At 54.3% G+C, this 24,703-nt stretch carries 17 protein-coding genes and 2 pseudogenes; 11 read left to right on the forward strand and 8 right to left on the reverse strand.

The window, feature by feature from the left end; genetic code table 11:
* Positions 1-296: 296 nt before the first annotated feature.
* From NP589_RS19050 to hsdR, 6 genes and pseudogenes are all read right to left on the reverse strand, one after another.
* Positions 297-593, reverse strand: coding sequence for a GIY-YIG nuclease family protein (locus tag NP589_RS19050; RefSeq protein WP_256608382.1), 297 nt, complete (start codon positions 591-593; stop codon positions 297-299).
* 7 nt (positions 594-600) lie between these two features.
* Positions 601-1,320 (reverse strand): annotated as a pseudogene (locus NP589_RS19055) (DUF1016 N-terminal domain-containing protein).
* Complete coding sequence (locus NP589_RS19060; RefSeq protein ID WP_256608383.1) at positions 1,277-1,627, reverse strand: HepT-like ribonuclease domain-containing protein; 351 nt, start codon at positions 1,625-1,627, stop codon at positions 1,277-1,279. The pseudogene NP589_RS19055 and the gene NP589_RS19060 overlap by 44 nt, the downstream one beginning before the upstream one ends.
* Positions 1,617-1,928: a nucleotidyltransferase family protein gene (locus NP589_RS19065; RefSeq protein ID WP_256608384.1), complete on the reverse strand. Its 312-nt coding sequence runs from the start codon at positions 1,926-1,928 to the stop codon at positions 1,617-1,619. The genes NP589_RS19060 and NP589_RS19065 overlap by 11 nt, the downstream gene beginning before the upstream one ends.
* A gap of 37 nt (positions 1,929-1,965) precedes the next feature.
* Positions 1,966-3,423, reverse strand: a complete 1,458-nt coding sequence (locus tag NP589_RS19070; protein WP_256608385.1) for an N-6 DNA methylase — start codon at positions 3,421-3,423, stop codon at positions 1,966-1,968.
* A gap of 3 nt (positions 3,424-3,426) precedes the next feature.
* A pseudogene (gene hsdR / locus NP589_RS19080) lies at positions 3,427-5,894 on the reverse strand (EcoAI/FtnUII family type I restriction enzme subunit R).
* 281 nt (positions 5,895-6,175) lie between these two features.
* Here hsdR and hemG point away from each other — a divergent pair.
* The gene (gene hemG / locus NP589_RS19085; protein WP_256608387.1) at positions 6,176-6,718 is read left to right on the forward strand and encodes a menaquinone-dependent protoporphyrinogen IX dehydrogenase; all 543 of its coding nucleotides are present in this window, start codon (positions 6,176-6,178) and stop codon (positions 6,716-6,718) included.
* 195 nt (positions 6,719-6,913) lie between these two features.
* On the opposite strand, the gene NP589_RS19090 is transcribed toward hemG, so the two are convergent.
* Complete coding sequence (locus tag NP589_RS19090; protein ID WP_256608388.1) at positions 6,914-7,186, reverse strand: hypothetical protein; 273 nt, start codon at positions 7,184-7,186, stop codon at positions 6,914-6,916.
* 808 nt (positions 7,187-7,994) lie between these two features.
* Positions 7,995-8,837 (reverse strand): PEP-CTERM sorting domain-containing protein, encoded by an 843-nt coding sequence (locus NP589_RS19095; protein ID WP_256608389.1) that lies wholly within the window; start codon positions 8,835-8,837, stop codon positions 7,995-7,997.
* 493 nt (positions 8,838-9,330) lie between these two features.
* Here NP589_RS19095 and NP589_RS19100 point away from each other — a divergent pair, with 493 nt between their 5' ends.
* From NP589_RS19100 to NP589_RS19145, 10 genes are all read left to right on the forward strand, one after another.
* Positions 9,331-10,269, forward strand: a complete 939-nt coding sequence (locus NP589_RS19100; protein WP_256608390.1) for a cytochrome-c peroxidase — start codon at positions 9,331-9,333, stop codon at positions 10,267-10,269.
* Positions 10,266-12,338, forward strand: a complete 2,073-nt coding sequence (locus NP589_RS19105) for a DAHL domain-containing protein (protein ID WP_256608391.1) — start codon at positions 10,266-10,268, stop codon at positions 12,336-12,338. The genes NP589_RS19100 and NP589_RS19105 overlap by 4 nt, the downstream gene beginning before the upstream one ends.
* Positions 12,328-13,752 (forward strand): sigma-54-dependent transcriptional regulator, encoded by a 1,425-nt coding sequence (locus NP589_RS19110; protein WP_256608392.1) that lies wholly within the window; start codon positions 12,328-12,330, stop codon positions 13,750-13,752. Before NP589_RS19105 ends, NP589_RS19110 begins: the two co-directional genes overlap by 11 nt.
* Before the next feature lie 84 nt (positions 13,753-13,836).
* Positions 13,837-14,847, forward strand: a complete 1,011-nt coding sequence (gene fba / locus NP589_RS19115; protein ID WP_256608393.1) for a class II fructose-bisphosphate aldolase — start codon at positions 13,837-13,839, stop codon at positions 14,845-14,847.
* A gap of 205 nt (positions 14,848-15,052) precedes the next feature.
* Positions 15,053-16,483 (forward strand): HupE/UreJ family protein, encoded by a 1,431-nt coding sequence (locus NP589_RS19120; RefSeq protein WP_256608394.1) that lies wholly within the window; start codon positions 15,053-15,055, stop codon positions 16,481-16,483.
* A gap of 87 nt (positions 16,484-16,570) precedes the next feature.
* On the forward strand, positions 16,571-18,775 hold the full coding sequence (locus tag NP589_RS19125; RefSeq protein ID WP_256608395.1) for a TonB-dependent receptor: 2,205 nt from the start codon (positions 16,571-16,573) through the stop codon (positions 18,773-18,775).
* Positions 18,776-18,785: 10 nt separating this feature from the next.
* Positions 18,786-19,892, forward strand: a complete 1,107-nt coding sequence (locus tag NP589_RS19130; RefSeq protein ID WP_256608396.1) for a HupE/UreJ family protein — start codon at positions 18,786-18,788, stop codon at positions 19,890-19,892.
* A 214-nt stretch (positions 19,893-20,106) separates the two neighbouring features.
* Entirely contained in the window at positions 20,107-20,715 is a 609-nt protein-coding gene (locus NP589_RS19135) for a MotA/TolQ/ExbB proton channel family protein (RefSeq protein WP_256608397.1), read from the forward strand.
* Entirely contained in the window at positions 20,693-21,028 is a 336-nt protein-coding gene (locus tag NP589_RS19140; protein ID WP_256608398.1) for a DUF2149 domain-containing protein, read from the forward strand. Before NP589_RS19135 ends, NP589_RS19140 begins: the two co-directional genes overlap by 23 nt.
* On the forward strand, positions 21,015-24,703 hold a 3,689-nt coding region (locus NP589_RS19145), incomplete at its 3' end, for a cobaltochelatase subunit CobN (protein WP_256608399.1). The genes NP589_RS19140 and NP589_RS19145, both read left to right, overlap by 14 nt.

Genomic DNA, 24,703 nt, shown 5'->3' on the forward strand with positions numbered 1-24,703 from the left:
TTCGGGTCCTGCTCAACCAATTTCCCCCGCACCGCCAAATCCAGAATAAACCGCCGTAACTTTGGGATAGCATCCGGTGCTTCGCTGATGCGGTCGAAGTGTTGCAGTAATTGTTCGGGGTTCATGCGTTGGTATTTGCCTTTATTTTTGGTTTTACTTTCAAATCGCCGTCATTCCGGCATGGATTGCCGGAATCCAGTATTACAAGGATGTAAACCGCGTCAATCGAAGTATATGGGCCGATCGCATCCTTGCAGCCTGGGTCCCGGCAATCCCTGCCGGGACGACGGTACTGGTTAAGTTATGGATAATTCGGGCCATAAGTCCTGCCATTGCGGGTTGTTCTTCTCTATCAGGCCTATTTTGGCTTTTCTGTCCCATTTTTTAAGTTGTTTTTCGCGTTGGATGGCGCTTTCCATGGTTTCGTGGGGTTCGTACCACACTAAATCGTGGATTTTGTGGTGTTTGGCGAAGCCTTCGGCCAGTTCGTTTCGGTGTTGGTAGACCCGGCCGATTAGGTCCGAGGTGACGCCGATGTATAAAGTGCCGTTGCGTTGGCTGGCGAGTAAATAGACACAAGGGTGCTTTGTCATGACTTAACTAAATACAGTACACAGTATTTTTTTGTTCACCGGCTTTACGCACTTCCCTGTAGCCTGGGTCCCGGCACCCGTTAGAGCGCGAAAGCGAATCCCTGCCGGGAAGACGGCCAACTTCGAATCTGTCCAGCTGAATTTGTGTCACCAGTGGTGACACTTTTGGTGGATTAAGGACGATGCGCTCGAATAAAGCCGTTTTAAGTTGGCGTTCCAGTTCGCGCTTGCTGCATTGTTCCTTAATTGCCTGACGCAGGTAAAATTCGGGTTCTTCCGGGCGTTTACTTGGGTTGTGGGTGATGAGGTTATCGGTCCAGGGTAATTGTCTCAGCAGTGCCGAGACTTTTTCACATCCTTGTGGCCTGGACCCCGGCATTCCCTGCCGGGATGACGGCTTCCGTGTTCTTTCAACTACTAACGCCAACATAGCTATTCATCAGTGGTTGGCAGGGGTAAAGCCGCGCAAACCTGGCTGGGTCTGGGCCAGATGAGCGGCTAGCTGTGACACCACGGCATCGCCCCATTCGGCGGCGGCAATCTTGTGGCTGATGATTTGGCCGACTTGCCGGTACAGGTCGATCAAGGCGGTGTTGACCGCCTGCACGGCGCGTTGGCGGGCGCTGACAATGAGTTGGGTGATTTCGCTGAAATCGCTGGTGGCGGGGGAGGTTTTATTCATGTCAAGGCGCGCCGGCCTCATCCAGTAAATGAGCGATGGTGTCATAGAGATTGGGCAGCGAGGCCTCAATGGTGTGCCATACCGTCATGTCATTGACCGAGGCATAACCGTGGATCAGCAAATTACGAAAGGCGACGATTTGCGGCACATCCGGGATGCGCTGGGCCCAATGCGGTTCGAGCTTACAGAGTTGGTTGGGGGCTTCACCGATGATTTCGAACTGTCGTTCTACCGCAGAACGCAGCAGGCGGTCGTTGGCGTAATCGGTATAGGTTTTGCCGGCGACAAACTCCAGAATGGCTTCTGCGGCGGCGTGGGCATCCCACAGAAAAGCCCGGGCGTCACGCTGCATAAACCAACTCGCGGCTTTGTTCGATACTAGCGAGGACGCAGGGATTTTTCAGGGCGGAGGCTTCGGCCAAATCCACCTCGCGACCAATCAGTTCGGCTAGTTCCTGACGTAAGCCAAAAAAGGTTTGTAAGGAAGGTGCTTGCGCTTCGTTGGCAAATTCCACTAAAAAATCGGCATCGCTGGAGGCTGGATCGAAATCGCTACCGCGCGCGGCAGACCCGAATACGTCCAGCCGACGCACGTGGTAACGCCGACACAATTCGGCGATGGCTGGCTGGTATTGTTGGATGGCGGGATGCATGGGTGTTTCCTATGTCCGGTGGCAATGTGCGTTGATTCTAGCGCAGCAAGGCTTCGGCCAGAATGCTTTTCAACTGATCACGCAAATCGGCAACCGTTTGTTCGTCTTGTTCCAGCTTGGCTAACAGTTCTGCCGGATCGCCGTGGTCGGCAGCCACGCTATGCGGGTTTTTATAGTCCAGGTTGTAGTTGCGGGCTTTGATGTCATCGATGCTGACTTTCCAGGCTTGCTCGGTTTCCTGGCGTCCTTGGCGTTCCGCACCGCCCCACCAATCAACACAGCCTTGCAGGTGTTCGACGCGGATGGGCTTGGTCATGGAATAGGCTTTTTGGGTGGCTGGCACTTGGTGTTCATAGAACCAGACGTCTTGAGTGGGCTGGCCTTTTTCGAAGAACAGCAGGTTGGTGCCGATGCTGGCGTAAGGCTTGAAGACGCTGTTGGGCAGACGGACGATGGTGTGTAGGTTGCACTCTTCCAGCAGATGTTCTTTCAGACGGGTTTTGACACCTTCGCCGAATAGCGAGCCGTCGGGTAAGACGATGGCGGCACGACCGCCGGACTTGAGCAGGCGGATGAACAAGGCCAGGAACAGGTCGGCGGTTTCCTTGGTACGGAACTGGGCCGGGAAGTTGGATTCGATGCCATCTTCTTCGCGGCCACCGAACGGCGGATTGGTGAGGATGATGTCGACGCGGTCGGTCTGGCCGTAACTGATGTAAGGTTTGGCCAGGGTGTTGTCGTGACGTACAAAGCTGGGGTCTTCTATGCCGTGCAGCAGCATGTTGGTGACGCAGAGCATGTGCGGCAGCTGCTTTTTCTCGACGGCGCGCAGGCTGACTTGCAGGGCTTGTTCGTCTTCGACCTTTTTGACGTAGCGGTCGCGCATGTGGCGAATCGAGCAGGTCAGAAAGCCACCGGTGCCGCAACTGGGATCGAACAGAATTTCGCCGGGTTTGGGGTCGATGCGGTCGACCATAAAGGCGGTGACGGCGCGCGGGGTGTAATACTCGCCGGCATTACCGGCGCTTTGCAGGTCGTTTAGCAGTTGTTCGTAGATGTCGCCGAAGTGTTTGCGTTCGGCCAGGTCATTGAAATCGACGCCGCTGATTTTGTTAATAACCTGACGCATCAATTGGCCGGACTTCATGTAGTTGTAGGCATCCTCGAACACGCTTTTCACCACGCGGATTCGGTTGGCTTGTTTGCCGAACACCAGTAAATCTTTCAGGGCCGGGAACAGCTCGGTATTGATGAAGGCCATCAAGGCCTCACCGGTGATGCCTTCCGGATCGGCGGCCCAGTTGCGCCATTGAAATTGTTCAGGAATCGGCGACTGGTAATCGTCCTGCATGAGTTCCAGTTGCTGATCCTGGTCGTCGATGATTTTTAAAAAAAACATCCAGCACAGTTGCGAGAGGCGTTGGGCATCACCATCGACGCCAACGTCCTGGCGCATGATGTCTTGAATGGATTTAACGGTGTTTCTGGCGGACATGGGTTAGGCGACTTCCTCGTAGAGTGCGGCTTGTAGCTCGTGGACGGCTTGTTCGAAATGGGCTTTGCCGCCGAATTGTTTGATCAGTTGGATCGGCATTCCCATGGTATTAAAGGGGGCAATTTCCAATATTTTGACATTATCCAGGCCGGTGACGACGCCTTCATCTTGATATTTATCCAGCAAGGCTTCCAACACGGCGCGGGCTTGATCGCTGTATTTGGTAAACACGTCGCGCTTTTTGACATTGTTGGCGCGTTCGCGGCGAGTCAGCGGTGGCTGATCGAAGGCGATGTGGCAGATCAGGTCGAAGGGATCCAGGTCTTTGCCGACTTCTTCTAATAAGGGTTCGAGTAGCAAGCCTTCTTCGGCCAACTCGTCGATGATGGCTTCTTTGCGCTCGGTGGATTTCCAGCGTTTTAAAAACTGATCCAGACTGGCGAAGTGGGCGCGAATGGCTTTGCGGGAAAAGTCGCGCAGGGATTCGGTAATCAGCTTGCCGTTCTCGTCCAGGTATTCGATGCGCTCTTTGAGAACGCTGACAGGTTTGCCTTTGACGTGGTATTTGGGCGGTGGCTCGTTGATGTCTGGTGGATCGATGGTGACACTGGGTGGGTCGACCAGAATTTCTTCATCCTCGTCCGGTTTATCCGGGATGCGCTCGTCAGGATCAACCGCTGGCGGAATATCATCAGGGGCAGAACGGAATCGTCTTCGTCGGGTTCGTAGATTTGTACCGGTTCACCGTCAAAATCCTTGTCGGCAAAGTGAGCTGAAGCTTGGCGAAAATCGACCAGGGTGAAGTAGTATTTTTTCAGATCTTCATATAAACGGGTGCCGCGTCCGAGGATTTGCTTGAACTCGGTCATGGAGCCGACCGGGCGGTCGATGACGATTAGTTTGCAGGTCTGGGCATCCACACCAGTCGATAGCAGGCGCGAAGTGGTGACGATGACCGGGTATGTGGATTCCGGGTCGATGAAGTTATCCAGTTGGGCGATGCCGGCGCCATCGTCGCCGGTGATGCGCATGATGTAGCGTTCGTTTTTTAACACCTCATCCTGGTTTTCCAGAATCAATGCCTGGCGGAGTAAAACGGCGTGTTCGGTATCGACACAGAAGACGATGGTTTTTTGGTAACGGTCGCCACTTTGCTTGAGGTAATCGGAAATCCATTTGGCGACACGCTGGGTGCGGCTATCGATGATGATGTTGCGGTCAAAATCCTTGATGTTGTAGATGCGGTCGTCGATGGCGAGGCCGCGTTTATCGACTTCGCCTTTTTTGGGGCGGTAGCCTTCGACATCGATGTCCAGATGCACTTTGATGACTTTGTACGGAGCCAGAAAGCCGTCGCTGATGCCTTGCTTGAGCGAGTAGGTGTAAACCGGTTCGCCGAAATAGTGGATGTTGGAAACGTATTCAGTTTCCTTGGGCGTGGCGGTGAGGCCGATCTGAGTAGCGGATTTGAAGTGTTCCAGAATCTCCCGCCAGGCCGAGTCTTCGGCAGCGCTGCCGCGATGGCATTCGTCGACGATGATCAGGTCGAAAAAATCGGGTGATAGCTCGCGGTAAATCTTTTGCCGATCTTCGGGGCCAGTTAACGCTTGGTAGAGGCCGAGGTAGATTTCATAGGCGGTGTTGATGCGGCGTTTATTGTCTACCGCTGTCGTTAACTCAACGAAGGTGCCGTCATCGCGTTCAATGGTTTTGGCGTTGGTGCTGAGTTTGGCCATGGCTTCACCAAACGGTCGAAAGTCATTGACCATGGTTTGGTTGACCAGAATATTGCGGTCAGCCAGAAACAGGACGCGCTTTTGTCGGCCTTTGTGCCAGTCGGATTTCCACAAGCGCCAGATAATTTGGAAGGCGGTATAGGTTTTGCCGGTGCCGGTCGCCATCACCAACAGCACTCGGTCCCGGCCTTTGGCGATGGCTTCGATAGTGGCATTGATGGCATTGCGTTGGTAATAGCGTGGTTCCTTGCCGCAGCCATCGTCGTAATAAGGTTCGAGGATAATGTCCTCTTGCTGCGGGTCGATGTGCTTCCAGTGAAGATACTGTTGCCAGAGCTTGGCAGGACTGGGGAACTGGTCGGGCGCGAGGATTTGTTCTAACGGGTCGGATTGGCCGGTTTTGTCGTGAAAGCAAAAGCCGTCGCCATTGCTGGAGAATACAAACGGCACATTCAAGGTCGCGGCATAGTCCAGGGCTTGCTGCATACCGTCGCTAAAGGCGTGGTTGTTGTCTTTGGCTTCAATAATTGCGATGGGAATATGCTGGTAATACAGCACATAGTCGGCGCGCTTGGCTTTACCACGGGTGACTAGTCGGCCACGAACGATGATACGGCCCTTGGTGAAAGTCACTTCCCGCCGGATTTGTGTTGCCTCGTCCCAGCCCGATTGAATCAGGCAAGGTGTGATAAATTTGGCGCAGATGTCGGCTTCGCTGAGTCCTTTTTTTGTCACGCTGTCCGTGCGGGGTTGTTATTGCTAAGCCAAGGTGAGTGAAAAGTTTGGCCCAATAGTCGAGTAAAGCCAAGGCGAAATCAAGAAATATCGTAAAGCGTTAGATTGGGTCCAGATGAACAACAAAATGGGTTTTGCCCGAGTGATTTGGCAATTGAGCCAATATCTACCCTAAAATGCCTATCCTGCCGTCTTGGCCGGCAACCGCACCGTATTAAGCCAAACCTTGGCAAGCTACGCTTAGCGGTTAAAACAGAATAATTTGGTATTAATCAAAGCCTATGTCGAACATCTTGATCATCTATTCCAGCCGCGATGGACAAACCTTGAAAATCTGTCAACGCCTGCAATCCGTTATCGAACGGCATACTCAACCAGTGACGCTGGTTTCGATTGAAGAAGCTGATCGAGTGAATTTGCAGACCAGCGCTAAAATCGTCATTGGTGCCAGTATTCACTATGGCCGTCATAATCCCCAAGTTCTAGCCTTCATCGAACGTAATCAGTCCGTCTTGGAAAGCAAGCCCAATGCCTTTTTCTCTGTCAATGTGGTGGCTAGAAAACCGGGAAAACAAACGCCCGATTCCAATCCTTACTTGAGGAAATTTCTAAAGCGGATTCACTGGAAACCCAAACAGTTGGCGGTATTTGCCGGAAAAATAGATTATCCCAGCTACAACATGTTTGACCGGTCCCTGATTCGCCTGATCATGTGGATGAGTAAAGGGCCAACTGATCCTTCAGCAGTGCTTGAGTTTACTGACTGGGAGCAAGTCGAGGCTTTTGGTCAGATTATCAGTTCGATGGACATCAGCGGCCAGTGAAGTGGAGTCAATGGGTTGGTAGTGACCAAATTGGATCGTCTCGGTCGCAGCGCCATAGATGTCAGAACCACGTCTGATTCCGAAGTGTTGTTCATTGTCGGGTGTTAGGCGGGGTTGATCTGATCAGTTCTGCCGGCAAGATGACCATGCAGGTGATCGCAGCCTTAGCAGAGTTAGTGCTCAGGATGGGCAATGTTATTTTCCTGCGGGCCGTAGCTGACATTGCTCCGGTTTGCCGTCCTTATACGCTGCCGAGATGCCGCCCGGCCCGGTGGTGCCGGTAATCAGCAGATAGGCTTGGCCGTCGATACACACCTTGTGTAAGCGCCAGGTTTGGATTTGACCTTGAATATTGATGTGCTCCAGGCTTATCTCTTCCAATGGCAACGATCTCGCCTCCGGTGGCGGCAGGGCGTTGGCGGTGGCTGCTGCAATGCTTATCAGTAATCCGAAAATAAACCGCTGCATAGTTTTCTCCTGTGTGTTTTTAGGTGCTTGCACCGCCTCAGAGCAATCGTATCAAGGATACTCGACGAACCTAAAGCTTTCGAAATTATGGTTGGAGCAGGGTAATTCAGGCGCTAGGGACTATTGCCGGCGGCAGCAGGTATTTTTCCACAGATTTAAGGGCGCGGCAGTCGTACAGTGACTACGCCGGCGGATCACTGGGATTGGTGACAGGACTGATAGTCGTTCGTCGCCGGTCGGAGAGAAAGACACGTTACTTTCTGGCTCTGGGCAGAAAATGGACTTTTCTGGTCACGAGCAATAGCAAGTTGAATCGCCCTGTCTTAAAGATCGGTCTCAAGGCTGATCGGTCCGACTCGCGGTTTGGGCCACCTTTCTGCAGGTTGGAATTTTTCGATATTTCAAAGGAGCCAGTCAAATGAACGCTCAATTAAATCAAAGTCTCAGAGTGCTGAATGCTGAAGAGATGCAAAATGTAGCCGGCGGTTGGTGCGGGACCACGTACCCAGGTTTCTGGAAAGGGCCAAAACCCGGTCCTCTGCCTGATCTGTTTAATAGCGCGGTCAGCAGGCTATCCACGGTAAGCCTGAATCCGCAACCGTTACCACCCGCTGAGATCGGCTTCTTCTCAAAGTAAGAGGTTCTGATCAGAAAAGCCGGCCAAGTGCCGGCTTTTTTACGTTGTGGCAAGCAAATATATAAACGTCTTTTTGGAACAGCTGAGTAGCTTTATAGGCAAAAAAACATGCCGCCAGCAAGATGATCGCCAACGGCATGGCAGGTAGGAAGGAAGGGAACGCTGGATGATTTACGCCGCAGCTTTTCGGCGTTTACCCAAACCCATTACACCCAGCATGCCGCTTAGAAATAGCCATGTGGCGCCGGGTAGCGGTACCGCGGAAACGCCGGATACCGAGAAGGCTTGGTTAAAGGTGGTGCCGCCAACGATGTCAGTGCCGATTCTCAGCCAGTCCGGGTCCAGGTTTTCGTCGCGTATCCAGGATTGCAGGTCAGGGGTGAACGGGCCGCTGCCGCCGACAATCGGTTTGGCTGCCGACAACCAGAGGAAATTTCCGTTTTTCAATTCCACCTGCGGCACGAAAAAGTAATGGTCGGCCGCCAGTGAGATGGCGTCGTTAAAATTAATGTCGAATCTGACCTCCTGCCCGGAAACTGCGCCTTCACCGCCGGTGGTTTGATCGGGCAGTGGATGGATGCCGTTAATTACCGAGTTGGCGGCCGAGGCGTTTCCATTTAAAAGAGTGACGCTGTAACTCAGCGAGTTGCTGGCCGATTCGCGGCCCAAAAAAGCGACGTCTGAAGGTGAGTTGACGCGGGTTGGGACGCGGCCGGATGGCGGATTCACCGAATCCTTACCAAATACCCGATAGATTTCCACATTGACATTGGCGATGTCGCCTAACGTGGCGCCGTTGGCCAGTAAACCGGTGAACGTGGCCTGATTTAGATGGGTATGTTGCGTCAACACGAAATCGTCGGCCGATTCTATTTCCTTGCTGGTGCCGCCGGCTTGTGCGCCGGTGGCGATTCTGTAATCCGAATCGCCGGTGCTGAACGAAAAGGCGGCGGCGTCAGCGTTGGCGGCGAATAGTGTGGAAATAGCCAGAATGGGGATTAATTTGGTTTGCATGGGGATACTCCTAAAATGGTTAAAGTGCTGAGAATTTATCTCGGATAAAGAAACTGCTGACAGCTTCTATCTCTAACAATGCGAGTAGCGTGCCAAAAGTGTTTTCCATAAATATTGTTTAAAATTCAGTATATTAGGATTTTTTGTGACATGATTGTGCTGGCGAGAGGGTGCGACGAAAGTTGCGGAAAAACTGCTTGCAGCGGATGTGAGGCCAGGTAATCTGCGACAGAGAACAGCTGTCAGGGTTGTGAATACGGCAACTTTTGTCGCAGGGTCGTGGCAATGGGGTTAATGCCGCAAACCAACAATCTGCGTTTATCCAAACAAAGGAATGGATTGAAGCTGTTTCCCAGCTATTGGAGTCGCAGCGAAATTTAGGCGTATCGCCATTTCAATCGAGGATAGAATGAAGACCGGATTCGTAAACCAAGCTTCGACACCAGTAAATATGACGCAGAAAAGTATTCCTGGGCTTTTTTTAGCGGTATGCATGGGTATTGCCTTATCGGTTGCCGTGCATGCGCAAACGCCGGAACCGCTGGCACCGCTGCCGCTCACGGTGGACTTGGATGCTCCGCGCGTGGTGTTGGGGCAGCGCTTATTCCACGACCCCAAACTCTCCGATCAAAGCCAGCGCTCTTGCGCCAGTTGTCATCCGCTAGACAGCGGCGGCATGGACGGCAAGGTCCGCGCCGAATCGGCGGACGGTGTTTCGCTCCTGCGCAACACCCCCAGTTTGTTCAATGTCTCCTTCAACTATTTTTTCAATTGGGACGGCGTAGTGACCACGCTGGAAGCGCATACCGAAAAAGTTATGCTGAATCCGAAAATCATGAACGCCAAATGGCCGGAGTTGATCGAGCGTCTGCGTGCGGTACCGGATTATGTCGATGCGTTTAACCGAATCTATCCGGACGGATTGACGAAAGCCAACGTGGTCGATGCCTTGAGCCATTTCGAACGCAGTCTGATCACGCCCAATGCCCGCTTCGACCGTTTTCTGCGCGGCGAAACAAACCTACTCGATAGCGACGAGCAAGAAGGTTATCGATTATTCAATGCCCTGGGTTGCGTGGCCTGCCATCAGGGCATCAATCTGGGCGGCAATTTATTCCAGAAATTCGGTATATTCGGCGCACTGCAAGGCAGGCAGGGGGCGGTGGACGAAGGCCGTTATAGCGTGACTGGCAACGACAGAGATCGGGGCGTGTTTCGGGTGCCGAGTTTACGCAACGTCGCCGTCACCGCCCCGTATTATCACGACGGCCGCGCGGCCAATCTGGAAGCGGCGGTGGATACGATGGCCGAGCATCAATTGGGCAAGCGGCTGGCGGCGAAGCAGCGCGATGCTATCGTTAAATTTCTAAAGACATTGACCGGAGAATACGCCGGCAAAGCTTTGGTTGTCAGCAAAACAGCCAAGCCATGACGGTTATTTCCTGGCAACCTAGGCTGATCGTCGCCGGTCTATTGCTGGCCTTGACCTATCTCTGGCTACAAAGCGCCAGTCCGGAACTGGAAAGGCGTAACCGCCTGCAAACTACGCTGCGCATCATCGAATTGCGCGATGCTGAATTGATGCGCGATATTTTGCTGGCCCGCGCCGGCCTGCTGGCCAACTACGATGCGCTAACTAAAGCCGGTCAGGAACTGCTGCGGTTATCGCAGAGTTTGCAAACCGAATTGCAACCGGCAAGTGCCGACCCCGAAAAACAAATGGGTAATTTAGCGGACCAGCTAACCGCCACTGTCCAGGATAGCTTGGTGCAAATCGAGTACCTCAAATCGGACAATGCCTTGCTGCGCAATTCGGTGATGTCCTTCGACGAGATAGGCAAAACCTTGCGGAACGCCGCGAAGCCCGCAGACACTGCAAAGCTGGGCAATTTATGGCGCTTGATGTTCAGTTTCATGGACAGTCCGCAGCCGGAATTAGCCAACGAAATCCAGCAGGAGCTTGATCGGTTGGCCGGCCTTGCACCATTAACTGACGACTATCGCGTCCTGATCGCCCACGGCCGGCTGATCATAGACGTATCGCCTAAGGTGGATACGCTATTACGGCAAATCATCGCCCATCCTATCGTCAGCCGGGTCGATGATTTGCAACAAGCCTTGCGCCAGTACAGTGATAAGGTCGAAAAGCAAGCGGAGATCTATCGACTGTCACTATATCTGGTCGCCGTAGTCCTGCTGGTTTATTTGCTGTATCAATTCGCGCTGCTCAGGGCTAACACGCTGGCTTTGCGCCGGGCGCACGCCAACTTGCAAGAAGAAACCAACGAACGCTTGCAAGCTGAATCCTGGTTGCGGGAAAGTGAAGCCCGGCTGCGGGCCATTACCGACTCGGCGCATGAAGCGATTATTTCTGTGGACATGCAAGGCAACGTCGTCTCCTGGAACCAGGGGGCGCAACTGATGTTCGGGTATGCGGCCAATCAGATGTTGGGGCAACCATTTCAGCAGTTGCTGGCAAACCCGTCGCCAGACTTTTTCGAACAACACAGGGATGAGAGGGAGATAAATCGACTTAATAGCCCGATGCTGGATTCGGTAGCTTTAAGGCAGGACAGCAGCGAGTTTCCGGTTGAATTGTCGCTATCCACTTGGACGCGTGGGACCGAACGCTATCTGACCGCTATCATCCGCGACATCAGCGCCCGTAAACACTTGGAAGAGGTTGCCCGGCAGCAAGAATTGCAGTTAATTCAGGCCAACAAAATGACGGCCCTAGGTACCTTGGTATCCGGCGTCGCCCACGAAATCAATAATCCCAATCAACTGATTTTATTTAACGCCGGTTTGCTCGCTCATATTTGGAGTGACGCGCTGGATATTTTAGAAGATCGCTATCAAGCAAGCGGTGAGTTTTCGTTGGGCGGTTTGCCTTACAGCGAAATGCGCAGTAGCGCGGCGGTGCTGATCCGTGATGTGAAAGATGGTGCCAAACGTATCGAACGCATCGTCGCCGAACTGAAAAATTATGCCCGCCCGCCAGGCTCGGAGGCCCAGGTGTCTTTTGTCATCAATGAGGTGGTGGAACGGGCGGTGCGCTTATTGAAACATTTGATAGACCAAAAAACTCTGCACTTCAAAACCGATTTTACTGAAACCTTACCCATGTTGCGTGGCGATCCGCAGCAGGTGGAACAGGTGCTGGTTAATCTGTTGATCAATGCGCTAGAAGCACTTCCGGACCCGCAGAAGTCTGTCAGTGTTGCCACCAAACTGCTAGACGATGGCCGGCAGATCTGTGTGGAAGTCCGCGACGAAGGCATCGGCATAGCCACCGAACATATAGAGCAACTATGCGATCCGTTCTTTACAACGAAGCAGGCCAATGGCGGCACCGGGCTGGGTTTGGCGATCAGCGCCTCTTTGCTGCGCGCCCAGGGTGGCCACTTAAGTTTTTCATCCGAGCCGGGTCAAGGCACCTGCGCCCGGGTCATTTTTCCGCTAAATCCGGTGCCAGCTATGGAAGCGAATCATGCAATGTAAAGACCTTGGCAGCTTGCCTATCCTGCTGGTGGACGACGAAGCACAATTGCTGCACAGCGCTAGTCTGGTACTGCGTAGCGCCGGCTTCGCCGAGGTGCTGACGCTGGACGACAGCCGGAAGGTGTTGCCGTTACTAGCTAGCCAGCCCATCGGTGTAATAGTGCTGGATCTGACCATGCCGCATTTATCCGGCCGGGAATTGTTAGAACAGATTGCCGCCGAGTATCCGGAAATCCCGGTCATCATGATGACCGCTACAAACGATTTGCAAATCGCGGTGCAGTGCATGCGCAGCGGCGCGAGCGATTATTTGCTGAAACCGGTGGAGCAAAACTGTCTGGTGGCTGCGGTGCGGCGGGCAGTAGAGGGCAGGGTGCTGCGCGCGGAGTTTTTGTCGCTGAAAGACCGGCTGTTAACCAACAGCCCGCACGAACCCGGCGGATTTGCCGACATCGTTACGCAAAGTCCGGCCATGTTTGCGATATTCCGCTATATCGAAGCCATTGCCGCTTCCCCGCAGCCGGTGTTGATTACCGGCGAAACCGGGGCAGGCAAAGAGTTGATTGCCCGCGCCTTGCATCGTCTGTCCGGACGGCCGGGGGAGTTGGTGGCGGTCAATGTCGCCGGCCTGGACGATACCTTGTTTTCCGACACGCTGTTCGGCCATGCCAAGGGCTCGTTCACCGGCGCCGAACGGGCTCGCGACGGTTTGATCGCCAGTACCGGTGAGGGCACGCTGTTTCTGGATGAAATTGGCGACTTGAGTATCGCATCGCAGGTCAAGCTGTTGCGCTTATTGCAGGATGGCTCGTTTTATCCGATAGGCGCGGATCGCCCTCGGCAAAGCCGGGCGCGTATCATCGTTGCCACTCATTGCGATGTCAGACGGCAAGTCGAGCTCGGCGCCTTTCGCAAGGATTTATATTTTCGCTTGCGGACCCATCACATCCAACTGCCGCCGCTGCGCGAACGTCGGGAAGACTTGCCGCAACTGACGCTGCATTTCGTGGAAAAAGCTGCCGACAGCTTGCGAAAACCGGCACCCAGCGTGCCGCCGGCGTTATTTCAGTGGTTGCATAACTATGCGTTCCCCGGCAATATCCGCGAGCTGGAAGGCATGGCGTTCGATGCGGTCGCCCGCAGTCAGGGCGCAGTGCTGTCTTTGCAGAGTTTCAAGGAGGCTATTGCCGACCAAGCGCCCTTTAATGCTGATGGCGACGCAATGGACGGACTGACCGCTTTGTCCGGCCAGTTTCCGGAGCGCTTGCCGACTCTGAAGGAAGCCGAAGAAGCGCTGATTGCCGAAGCATTACAGCGTGCCCAAGGCAATCAGGGCGTCGCCGCCGGTTTGCTGGGTATCAGCCGGCAGGCTTTAAACAAGCGGCTGATCCGCCGCGACACGGAAAACTTCTGAATCCATAATCTTTGTCTTGAATTGCAATAGATACTGCCGGACGCCAGATAGAATCTTATAAAACCAAGCTAAGGAGAGCCGTTCATGGCTTTAATATCATTACGACAACTTTTGGATTATGCGGCGGAACACAGCTTTGCCGTGCCGGCTTTCAACATCAGCAACATGGAGCAAGTACAGGCCATCATGCAAGCGGCCGCTGCCTGCGACAGCCCGGTGATCATGCAAGGCTCTGCCGGTGCGAATCGTTATGCCGGCGAGGTGTTTCTGCGCCATTTGATATTGGCTGCAGTCGAGCAATACCCGCATATTCCGGTGGTGATGCACAGAGATCACGCGCCATCGCCCGACATCTGTGCCCAGGCCATTCAATCCGGCTTTAGCTCGGTGATGATGGATGGCTCTTTGCTGGAGGACATGAAAACCCCGGCTTCTTTTGACTACAACGTCGAGGTGACCAGCCGTGTTGTGAACATGGCGCATGCCTGTGGCGTGTCGGTGGAAGGTGAAATCGGTTGCCTGGGGTCGTTGGAAAATCAGCAGGATTCGGATCATAGCCGCTTGCTGACCGATCCTGACGAGGCGGTAGAATTTGTCGAACAAACTCAAATCGATGCGTTGGCAGTGGCCATCGGCACCAGTCATGGCGCGTATAAATTCAGCAAGCCGCCCACCGGCGAAGTGTTGGTGATCAGCCGCTTAAAGACCTTGCAACAGCGTCTGCCGAATATGCATTTTGTCATGCACGGCTCCAGTTCGGTACCGCAAGACTGGCTGCAAGTCATCAACGAATACGGTGGCAATATTGCAGAAACCTATGGCGTGCCGGTTGCGGAAATTGTGGAAGGCATTAAATACGGGGTGCGGAAAGTCAATATCGATACCGACTTGCGCATGGCGTCCACCGGCGCGATTCGCCGCTTCATCGCCCAGCCGGAAAATGCCGCGGAGTTGGACGCGCGCAAGATTTACCAGGCTGCCAGAGACGCGATGCGGACGCTTTGCCAGGCGCGTTACGAAGCCTTCGGTTCCGCTGGGCATGCCGATAAAATTAAAGCCAAACCTTTAAGCGAAATGGCAAAACGCTATAAGTAAGCAGCAAGGCCTTAGTGTTGAAGGTTCGAAAATCCTTTGACGTAAGCAGTTTGCGTGCTCACGTTTAGCAGCTATGTCTGCCGGCCACGCGCAAGAAAGTTTTAGGTTCATCACATAAAAACCAGTATCATAATTCCGCAAATTCTATTGGCTATTTTTTTAACCGACATTTAATAAGACTGAATTCCTAATCCACCACTGCACCATGCTAGCCAACCTCGCTAACAAACAATCCGCTGCCAGACGTAACCTGAGTAGGTTGCTGTCTTTTGGCTTGCCGTTGGTTTTATTGTTGGCGTTTTTAGGTAAGCAAATCGTCGGTTTCGACAGTATCGGCTGGAGCAACGGCTTTAGTCATCCCTTGAATGGATGGGACCACTTGGTGACGATGCTGGCCGTGGGTATCTGGGCTGCGCAATTACGTGGACAGGCTATCTGGATGTTGCCTCTGGCCTTCGTTGGGGTGATGAGTCTTGGCGGTTTGGCGGGTGCGGCGGGAATTGCTCTGCCCAGTGTCGAAGGCATTATCCTGTTATCGTGCGCCGTATTCAGCGTCCTGATTACCCGCAAGGTGCGTTTCAGTGCCAAGGTTAATGTGTTGATCGTAGCGTTTTTTGCGTTTTTCCACGGTTACGCGCACGGCCAGGAAATATCCACCTCTGCCAGTCTGATTTCATACACCTTGGGTTTCATGCTGGCGACTTTGCTGTTGCATGGCGCCGGCATCTTGGTAGCCAAGCTGGTGGTATTCTGTGCAACCTGTCTGTTGACCGCCATGTTTGCCAATGCGGCACTGGCTAAATCCGCCGATTCCCTCGATGAAGGTCGATTGAACGCGTCTGTCAAACTGGTCGACGATTCAGGTTTGCCGTACACCGCGCCGTTCTGGATGACAATGCAGATTGCAGGAGGGACTGGCGATGATAACGTGCTCTCCCGGCAGCGAATACTCGACGCCGAATCGACATGTTGTCGAGACCAGCTAAGCGTTGTCCAATCACACAGTGCTTCCAGTGAATTAAAGTTTTTAATCAGCACCGCGCATGGCGCTGATCATGATCAGCCTCACAGCCATCAGCTGCTGGCCAAAACCGAGCCTGCTCAGGGACTGGCTATTTGCCGGGATAGGGCCATATTCGATGGCGATCACCTGGTCAATGCCGGATTGGATTTCAAGCACTACTATCGGGATGTCAACCACACCCCAGGCAAGCATCTGCTCAGCAACGGCGTCGGCCTCACTTCGCCGCCCGTTTCCAGTGTTTTAGCCCCGCAAGCGTTCCAAAATTCCTGCACCACCCCGAATTCATTCATTGAAGAGTCCGATCTTCAATCGAAATTTGCCCAATCTGATAGCGGCAATCTCCATACCCAAACGATCAAACACTTCAGGCCTGATTGCGCTGTTCGTAATCAAGATCTTACCTGGCAATCCGTTCGCGGCAGCTTTGTTTGCCCCACTAAATTTCTATCTTACTTAACCGCCGACGCTAGGTCTCCAGGCGGCATTTTCAGAGTTCATGTGCTTCCGGTAAGCCGAATTAGCTTGCCGTTTGCGATGTCAGTAAAACCGCTCGACCGAGCGATTCCCGTTCCAAACATAACAATAAAAATCAACGAAGTATTCAACTTATGAGGAAAGCAATGCACACCCTAAACCACGTCCGCCGTGCCCCTGTCTTTTATGCGCTAACACCTGTTAACGGTCAGTAAAGGAGCTGAAATGAATCCGTATACCGCAATGATGAAAAAGAAACCTTTGATTGTCGCCCTGGAAATCATTTTGGGCCTAAGCTGCGCGACCCTCCAGGCCGCACCCGGCGCGGAGCAATTAGAACAACAGGCTCAGTCCGATACTACCGAAAAACCGGCCAAAGCCAAGGCTAAGGTCGAAAAAACCGAAGAACTGGGCGCGGTGGAAGTGGAAGAAGACGGCCGCGGTAAAAATCTGATCGGGATTGCCGGTTCTGCCTCGCAAGGCGAAGTCAGTCAAAAGCAGTTCGAAAATCGCCCGCTATCGCGCAATGGCGAGCTGGTGGAAGTGATTCCGGGTGCCGTTGCCACCCAGCACAGCGGTTCCGGCAAAGCCAATCAATACTTTCTACGCGGCTTTAACCTGGATCACGGCACCGATTTCACCACTTATGTGGACGGCATCCCTATGAATATGACCACCCATGCCCATGGTCAGGGTTATATGGACATCAACAGCATCATTCCCGAGCTGGTGAAAAAGGTTGAGTTCGGTAAAGGGCCGTATTACGCGGAAGTCGGCGACTTCTCGGCAGCCGGTTACGCCAAAATGTTCAGCATTGATAAACTGGATCAAGGTATCGCCAAATTTACCGCCGGTTCCTTCGATTATTACCGAACACTGGTGGCTAATTCCAGCAAAGTTGGCGACGGCGATTTGCTGTATGCCGGCGAATTCAATTTGTACGACGGCGTCTGGGAAGTGCCGGAAGATTCGAAGAAATTCAACGGCCAGCTACGCTACACACTGGATCGCGGCGACTGGGGCATGGCCATCAACGGCAAGGCCTATACCAACAGCTGGACCGCTACCAATCAGATTCCGCAGGCGTCCATCGATAATCGCGACATTGGTTTGTACGGCAGCATGGATCCCACCGATGGTGGCGAGACCAACCGTTATAGCGTGTCCGGCAGCTTCTGGAACCAGGGCGATAACTGGAAAAACGACGCCAATATTTATGCGGTTTATACGGACTTGAATCTGTTTTCCAACTTCAGCGGCTTTACCCGCGGCGCCGGCGGCGACCAGATTTTGCAAACCGAGCGCCGGGTGCAAACCGGCGGTCATTTCGAGCATACCCGCTACAACAAGCTGTTCGGTTTTGAAATGGACAACAGCATCGGCCTGCAATTTCGCAACGACCAGATCATGGACTTAGGTTTGTACGAAACCGAAGCTCGGCAAATCGTCAACACTGTCAGCAAGAGCAATGTCGGCGTGACCACCGTGGGCACCTATTTCAAAAACACCACGCATTGGCACGATAAAGTTCGCACCATCGCCGGTTTGCGCGGTGACTTTATCAACAATAATGTCGAAGTGTTGTCCAGCGGTAGCGGCACGGCCGAGACCAATGCGGCCAACTCCGGCAGTCGCGGCAAGGCCATGATCAGTCCGAAGCTGAGTCTGGTGGTCGGTCCCTGGTACAACACCGAATATTTCGCGAATATCGGTTACGGCTACCATTCCAACGATGCCCGCGGCACCACGCTGCAAGTGCATCCGGTGACCGGCACCGATTTCGACCCAGACGGCAATGCGGTTAGCCCTAGGATTCGTCCGGCGGCGTGGTCGCGCGGCGGTGAAGTTGGAGCCCGCACGAATATCATCCCCGGTTTGAACAGTACCTTTGCCTTGTGGTGGCTGCAATCCAGCGAAGAGTTGGTGTTCGTCGGCGATGCCGGTACTACCGAAGTCAACGGCAAATCGCAACGTTACGGTATCGAGTTTACCAACTACTACAAACCCACCGATTGGCTGACGCTGGACGCAGACTATGCGCTGACCACGGCGCAATTCAACAAAGCCCCGGACGGCGCCACCAATAAATACATCCCCAACTCCGTGGGGCGGGTGATCAGCGCCGGCGCCTTGATCGAAGCGCCCAACGGCTTGTTCGGCACCCTGCGTTTTCGGCATTTCGGCAGCGTACCGTTGGATGAATCCGGCGCGGTTTGGGCCGGCGACACCAACATCGTTAACCTGGGAGCGGGCTACAAGCAAAAGCAATACAAATTCGAGATCGACATCTTCAACATCCTGGGTTCGCAAAGCAACGATATTGCCTACAACTACGAATACAACTATCCGAACGGCGTCGCCGGGGCAGGCCTCTTGAAACACCCGATAGAACCGCGCATGGTGCGCGGCACCATCACCGTCAATTTTTAAGGATAGCCTGATGAGATACGGTTTAAGCCATGGCGCTATCGGCCTGCTTGCAGTGTGGTTGATGTTGCAAACGGCCTGGGTTTACGCCCATCCACCGGGCCTCAGCTCGCTGGATGTGACGATTAAACCCGGGCAAATCGACGCCAAGGTGACCTTTGCCTTGCAAGACATCGAAGCCTTTGCGCCGATGGACAGCGATTTGGATGCGGAGGTGACTGACGCCGAGCGCGAAGCCGCCAAGCCCAGTATTGCCAAACTGCTGGCCGCGCAATTGCGCGTGAATATCGATAGCCGGGATGTTCTGCCAAGCGAAGCGGGGCAAGTCAGTTTTGACGATCAAAATAATGCGCGTGTGGAACTGCACTATGCGGCAGAGCCGCAAAACGCCTTGTTGGTGCAATCGAAGTTTTTGGCTTTGCTGCCCGACGGCCACCAACAGTATTTGACGGTCAGAGATGCCAACGGCAAAGCGCTTACCGAGAAAATGCTGGGCAAACACGACGATCAACTCAGTTTACCAATCGCCAACACCGCGGCAGCGGAGTCCCCCCAAGCTCCGTTCGCGGCGTTTGGCGATTTTTTTAAACTGGGCGTCGAGCATATCGTCACCGGTTACGATCACCTGTTGTTTTTATTTGCGCTGCTGGCGGTCACCCACAGCTTCTGGCCGGCTCTGAAGATAATTACGTTTTTCACGATAGCCCATTCCATTACCTTGGCGTGTGCGGGACTTAACTTGATCGAACTGCCCAGCAGTTTCGTCGAGCCCTTCATCGCCGCGACGATTATTTATGTCGGTGTGGAAAACATCATTCGTGGCGATCATCCCAAGGGCCGGCACTGGCTGACTTTCGGTTTTGGTTTGATCCACGGTTTTGGTTTTGCCGGGGTGTTGCAGGAAATGGACATTTCTTCAGGCGACACCGGCATCTTGCTGCCTTTGTTGTCGTTCAACTTAGGCATAGAAACCGGACAAATTGCCGTCGCCGCTATCGTCTTGCCGATGATCTGGTGGCTGAATAATAAAGTCGAGACTGCTGAGAAATTTCTAAAGGCCGGCTCGATTGCGGTCAGCCTGATGGGTGCATTCTGGTTGGTGGAGCGGACCATGCTGTAAGTACAACCGAACAGCGGGTCTGTTGAACCGCTATAACCCCGTAAGCCCGGCCCACACTGGCCGGATTAATCCTTATCTGAAAAAAATGGTTCATGCGAGCCACGGATTGCTATTGCCTGTCGTTTCGGTAAAGCGGTAATTGATTTTCAGATAAGAGATTGAGATAAAAAGATTTTTTAATAAAACAATAACAATTTTATAGAGGAGGAAAGCCGTGGAACTCACCCATACGCTAGAACAAATTCTGTACATGATCTCGTCATCGCTATACCTGCCGGTATTGCTGATCGTTACCGTGCTGGCCGCCTATTCAGTCTACACATGCGGCCGGCTGGCGCAGGAATGGTTGGAGCGGCGCAGGGCCGGCTCGCGCAGCGTGCGCCTGTTCAATCTGGATCTGGCCGTCGCGCTGGGCAGTCAACAACGAGCCAACGCCGCACCGCTAGATGTGGAGCTGGAACTGTTGCTGCAAACCCACGAGCAGCGGCAGCTGATCAAGCTGGATCAGGTGCGCTTCGTGATCAAGCTCGGCCCGGCTTTGGGCTTGATGGGTACCTTGATACCGATGGGTATCTCCTTGGCGGCATTGGCACAAGGCAATATTCCCAGCATGGCCGGCAGCATGGTCACCGCGTTTACCGCCACCGTCACCGGTTTGGGCTGCGGCGTGATTACCTATCTGGTGGCGCTGGTACGCGAACAATGGCTGCGCGCCGATTTCGCCGCGATGCGTCATCAAGCGGAACTGGCAGCCAGCCGGGTATTGGACGTACAAGACCTGGCAATCGAGGAGGACGGCCATGCGCTATCTGAGACGCTCTAGTCTGCATCGCAACAGTGAACCGTTGGAAGACCCGATTGCCGGCGTGGCCAACCTGTTCGATGCCAGTGTGGTGTTCATCGTCAGCATGATGGTGGCCCTATTCATGGCTTACAACATGCTGGATTTGATGAACCCCGAGTCGACGGTAACGATGACCAAGGAAAACGCCGACGGCACCATGGAAATCGTCAGCAAGAAAGGCTCGCAAATCAAGGTTTCCAAAGTCACCGACCACAAACTCAGCGGCTCCGGTGAGCGTTTGGGTACTGCCTATCGGTTGAACGACGGCAAGGTGGTTTATGTACCGGAATAAATATTGGACCTGGCTGCTGGTCCCGTTGCTGTGGTTGGCGACCGGTTTGGCGGCGGCCGAAACGCCGATAAATCTGAGCCTGATCCTCGGCGACCTGGATTCGCAAACCGCCGTAGAAGCCACCGCCAAGCTGCAAAACGACCCGCTGTCAAAAGACGTGGCAATTCGGGTGTATTCCAGCTCCAAGCTGGCGCAAGCCGATACTGCTGCATTGCAAAAATCCGATCTGGTACTGGCGCAGATTACCGGGCGCGGCATTCTGCGCGAGGGCGGAGAGATGTTCAAACAGATCGCCGCGCGAGGAGGCAAGCTGTACGCGGTGGGTTTGAGTTATGACGCAGACTTTGCCGATTATGGTCTGCAATTGGATAAAGAGCTGCAAGCCTATATGTCGGCTGGCGGCGCAGACAATGCCGCCAACATGATCCGGGTGGCCGTCGCCAAGTATAAAAACATCCAGGCTCAGATTGCCCCACCGCAAGCCCAACCGGACATCGGCGCCTTCGATGTGCGCAGCAAACGATTGTTCGCCGATTTCGACAGCTATCAAAAGGCTTATGCCGGCTATAAGGCCGGCCGGCCGTGGATCGCAATATTGTTCTACCGCTCCTCTGCGCTATCCGGGCAAACCGATACGGTAAAAATGCTGGCTGAACAACTGGAGGCCAAGGGCTACAACGTGTTACCGGCGTTCGGTTATCCCTACGACAAAACCCTGGAAAAAATGTTGATAGCTGCCGACGGCAAATCCCGCGTTGAAGCCATCGCCGCGCTGGCTTTAAAAATCGGTGCCAGCCCGGAGAAAACCGTGCCTACCCTGACCCGTTTGGGCGTGCCGGTGTTGAACGGCATTGCCTTGAACAGCCAAAGCCAGGCGCAATGGAGCCAATCGGCGACCGGCCTGGATGTGATGGAACGCGCCTGGCAGGTGGCCTTGCCGGAGTTCGCCGGCGAAATCGCTCCCACTGTGCTCGCCAGCAAGGAAACCATGCACGATAAAACCACCGGCCAGGATTTCGTCCGTGAAACGCCGATTCCGGAACGAATCGCCCGCTACGCCGACCGCCTGGACAACTGGGCGAAATTGCGCCGCATCGCCAACGCCGACAAGAAAGTCGCCTTGCTGTATTACAACTATCCGCCCGGCAAGGAAAACATCGGCGCGTCGTATTTGAACGTGCTGCCGGAATCGCTGTTGCTGATCATGGAGCGCATGCGCAAAGAAGGTTATCAATCGGGTAACGCACCCACCGACGGCGAAGCGTTAAAAGCCGCCGTGAAAAACCACGGCATCAATCTGGGCAACTGGGAGCCCGGCGCGATCGCCGAAGCCGCCGCCAGCGGCCGGGCGGTGTTGTTGCCAATAGCTGATTACAAAAAGTGGTTCGACGCACTGCCTGAGACCTTTAAAGCTGCGATGCTGAAAGCCTGGGGCAAGCCGGAAGACAGCAAAATCGGCGCCTGGACCGATGCGAACGGCAAACGCTTTTTGATCCTGCCGGCCTTGCAATACGGCAATTTATTGCTGGCACCGCAGCCGTCGCGCGGCTGGGAGCAGGACGTCAAAAAGCTCTATCACGACGTGACGATGCCGCCGCATCATCAATACGTCGCGTTTTATCTGTGGCTGCAAAAAGGCTTTGGCGCCAACGCGATGATTCATTTGGGCACCCACGCCACCCACGAATGGCTGTCCGGTAAGGAAGTCGGCTTCACCGCCGCCGATCCCGGCGAGATCCTGATGGCCGACGTGCCGCAAATCTACCCTTACATCATGGACGACGTCGGCGAAGCCTTGCAAGCCAAACGGCGGGCGATGGCAACGATTATTTCCCACATGACGCCGCCGCTGGACAAAGCCGATCTGAATCCGGAATTGGCTAAATTGGCCGGTTTGCTGGACGACTACAACGTCGCCGCGCAAAAAAGCGAGCAATTGGCGAAGATTAGACTGGACGAGATCAACCAGATTGCCGGCAAGGCAGGCCTGCTGAAAGACCTGAAAATGGAGCGTGCAGAAACCGGCGACCAGTTGGAAGAGCTGGAACACTATCTGAAGGAAATCCGCGAGAAGAAAGTACCGATGGGCTTGCATACCTTCGGCAAGGCGCCGGACGAAACCGCTAGATTGCGTTTCGCCGAAGCCATCGTCGCCCGCGATCCCAAGCTGAAAGGCGAGGCGCTGAAACAAAAAATCCAGGCCACCGCCAAGCTGATCGCCGATAGCGCCAACGCCGAAATGAACGCACTGATCGATGCGCTGGCCGGCCGCTACATTCCGGCCGGCAGCGGCGGCGACCCATTGCGCAACCCGGACGCGTTGCCGACCGGCAAGGATTTGTACGGCTTCGATCCGTCGCGTATCCCCAGCGAAGCGGTTTACAACGAAGGTGCGCGGCTGGCCGAGCAAGTGGTCGCCGACTTCAAAAAGCAACACGGCCATTATCCGGAACGCTTGGTGTTCAATTTGTGGGGCGTGGAAAGTTCGCGCCACGAAGGTGTGATGGAAGCCGAGATCATGCATCTGCTTGGCGTCAAACCGCATTGGGACGAACGCGGCCGCACCCAGGGCGTGGACGTGATTGCCCGCGACAAGTTGGGCCGACCGCGCGTCGACGTCACCATCATTCCGTCCGGTTTATATCGGGATTTGTTCGCGTCGGTGATCAAACTGCTGGACCAAGCCGAAACCAAGGCCCAGCAACAGGACGAGCCGGATAATCCGTTGCGTCGGCATATCCAGGAAACTCAAGCCGAACTGATGAAACGCGGTTTGAAAGCTGAGGAAGCCCTGGATATGGCCTCGGCCCGCATGTTCAGCGTGCCGTCCGGGGCTTACGGCACCAATCTGGATAGAGCCATTCCGCTGTCCAACACCTGGAGCGACGAAAAACAACTGGCCGACGTGTTCTTCAACCGCATGCATCACGTTTATGGACGTGGGCATTGGGGCGAGGCGGCCAGCCAGGATGCGGCGCTGGCGGTAGATTTGTTCAAGTTGTCCTTGAAAGACACCGACGCGGTGATCCATAGCCGTTCCAGCAACGTCTACGCCTCGTTGGACGGCGACGACTTCTTCCAATATCTGGGCGGCACGGCGATGGCGGCGAGGCAGGTCAACGGCAAGACGCCGGAAGTGTTGGTCGCCGATCTGGCCGACCCGACCGCCGCCAAGACCATGAGTCTGGAGCGTTACCAGGGCCGGGAAATGCAGAGCCGCTACCTGAATCCGAAATGGATCGAATCCATGTTGAAGGAAGGCTACGCCGGGGCGCGCTTCATCAATATGGTGGCGGAAAACCTGTGGGGCTGGCAGGTGACGGTGCCGGAGGCGGTCGGGGCCGAGAAATGGCAGCAGATGTACGAGACCTACGTCGAGGACAAATACCAACTCGATATCCAGAAGAAATTCGAGCAAGCCGACAACCTGCTGGCCTATCAGGCCATGGTGGACCGGATGCTGGTGGCGATCAACAAGGGTTACTGGCAAGCCGACTCGGCGGTGAAAGCCAAATTGGAACAGGTCAACCGGGAAGTGATTGCGAAAGCCGGGGTGGCCTGCAACAAGGACACTTGCAGTAGCCCGGAAATCACCAAACTGGCCGAGCAACAGGACGCAGCGAAAGCTGCGGCGCCGGGCTCGCAAGCCCAACCGGTTTCAGCGCCAGCGGCGCA

Origin of the sequence: Methylomonas rosea, from assembly GCF_024505055.1 — a bacterium.
Lineage (GTDB): Bacteria > Pseudomonadota > Gammaproteobacteria > Methylococcales > Methylomonadaceae > Methylomonas > Methylomonas rosea.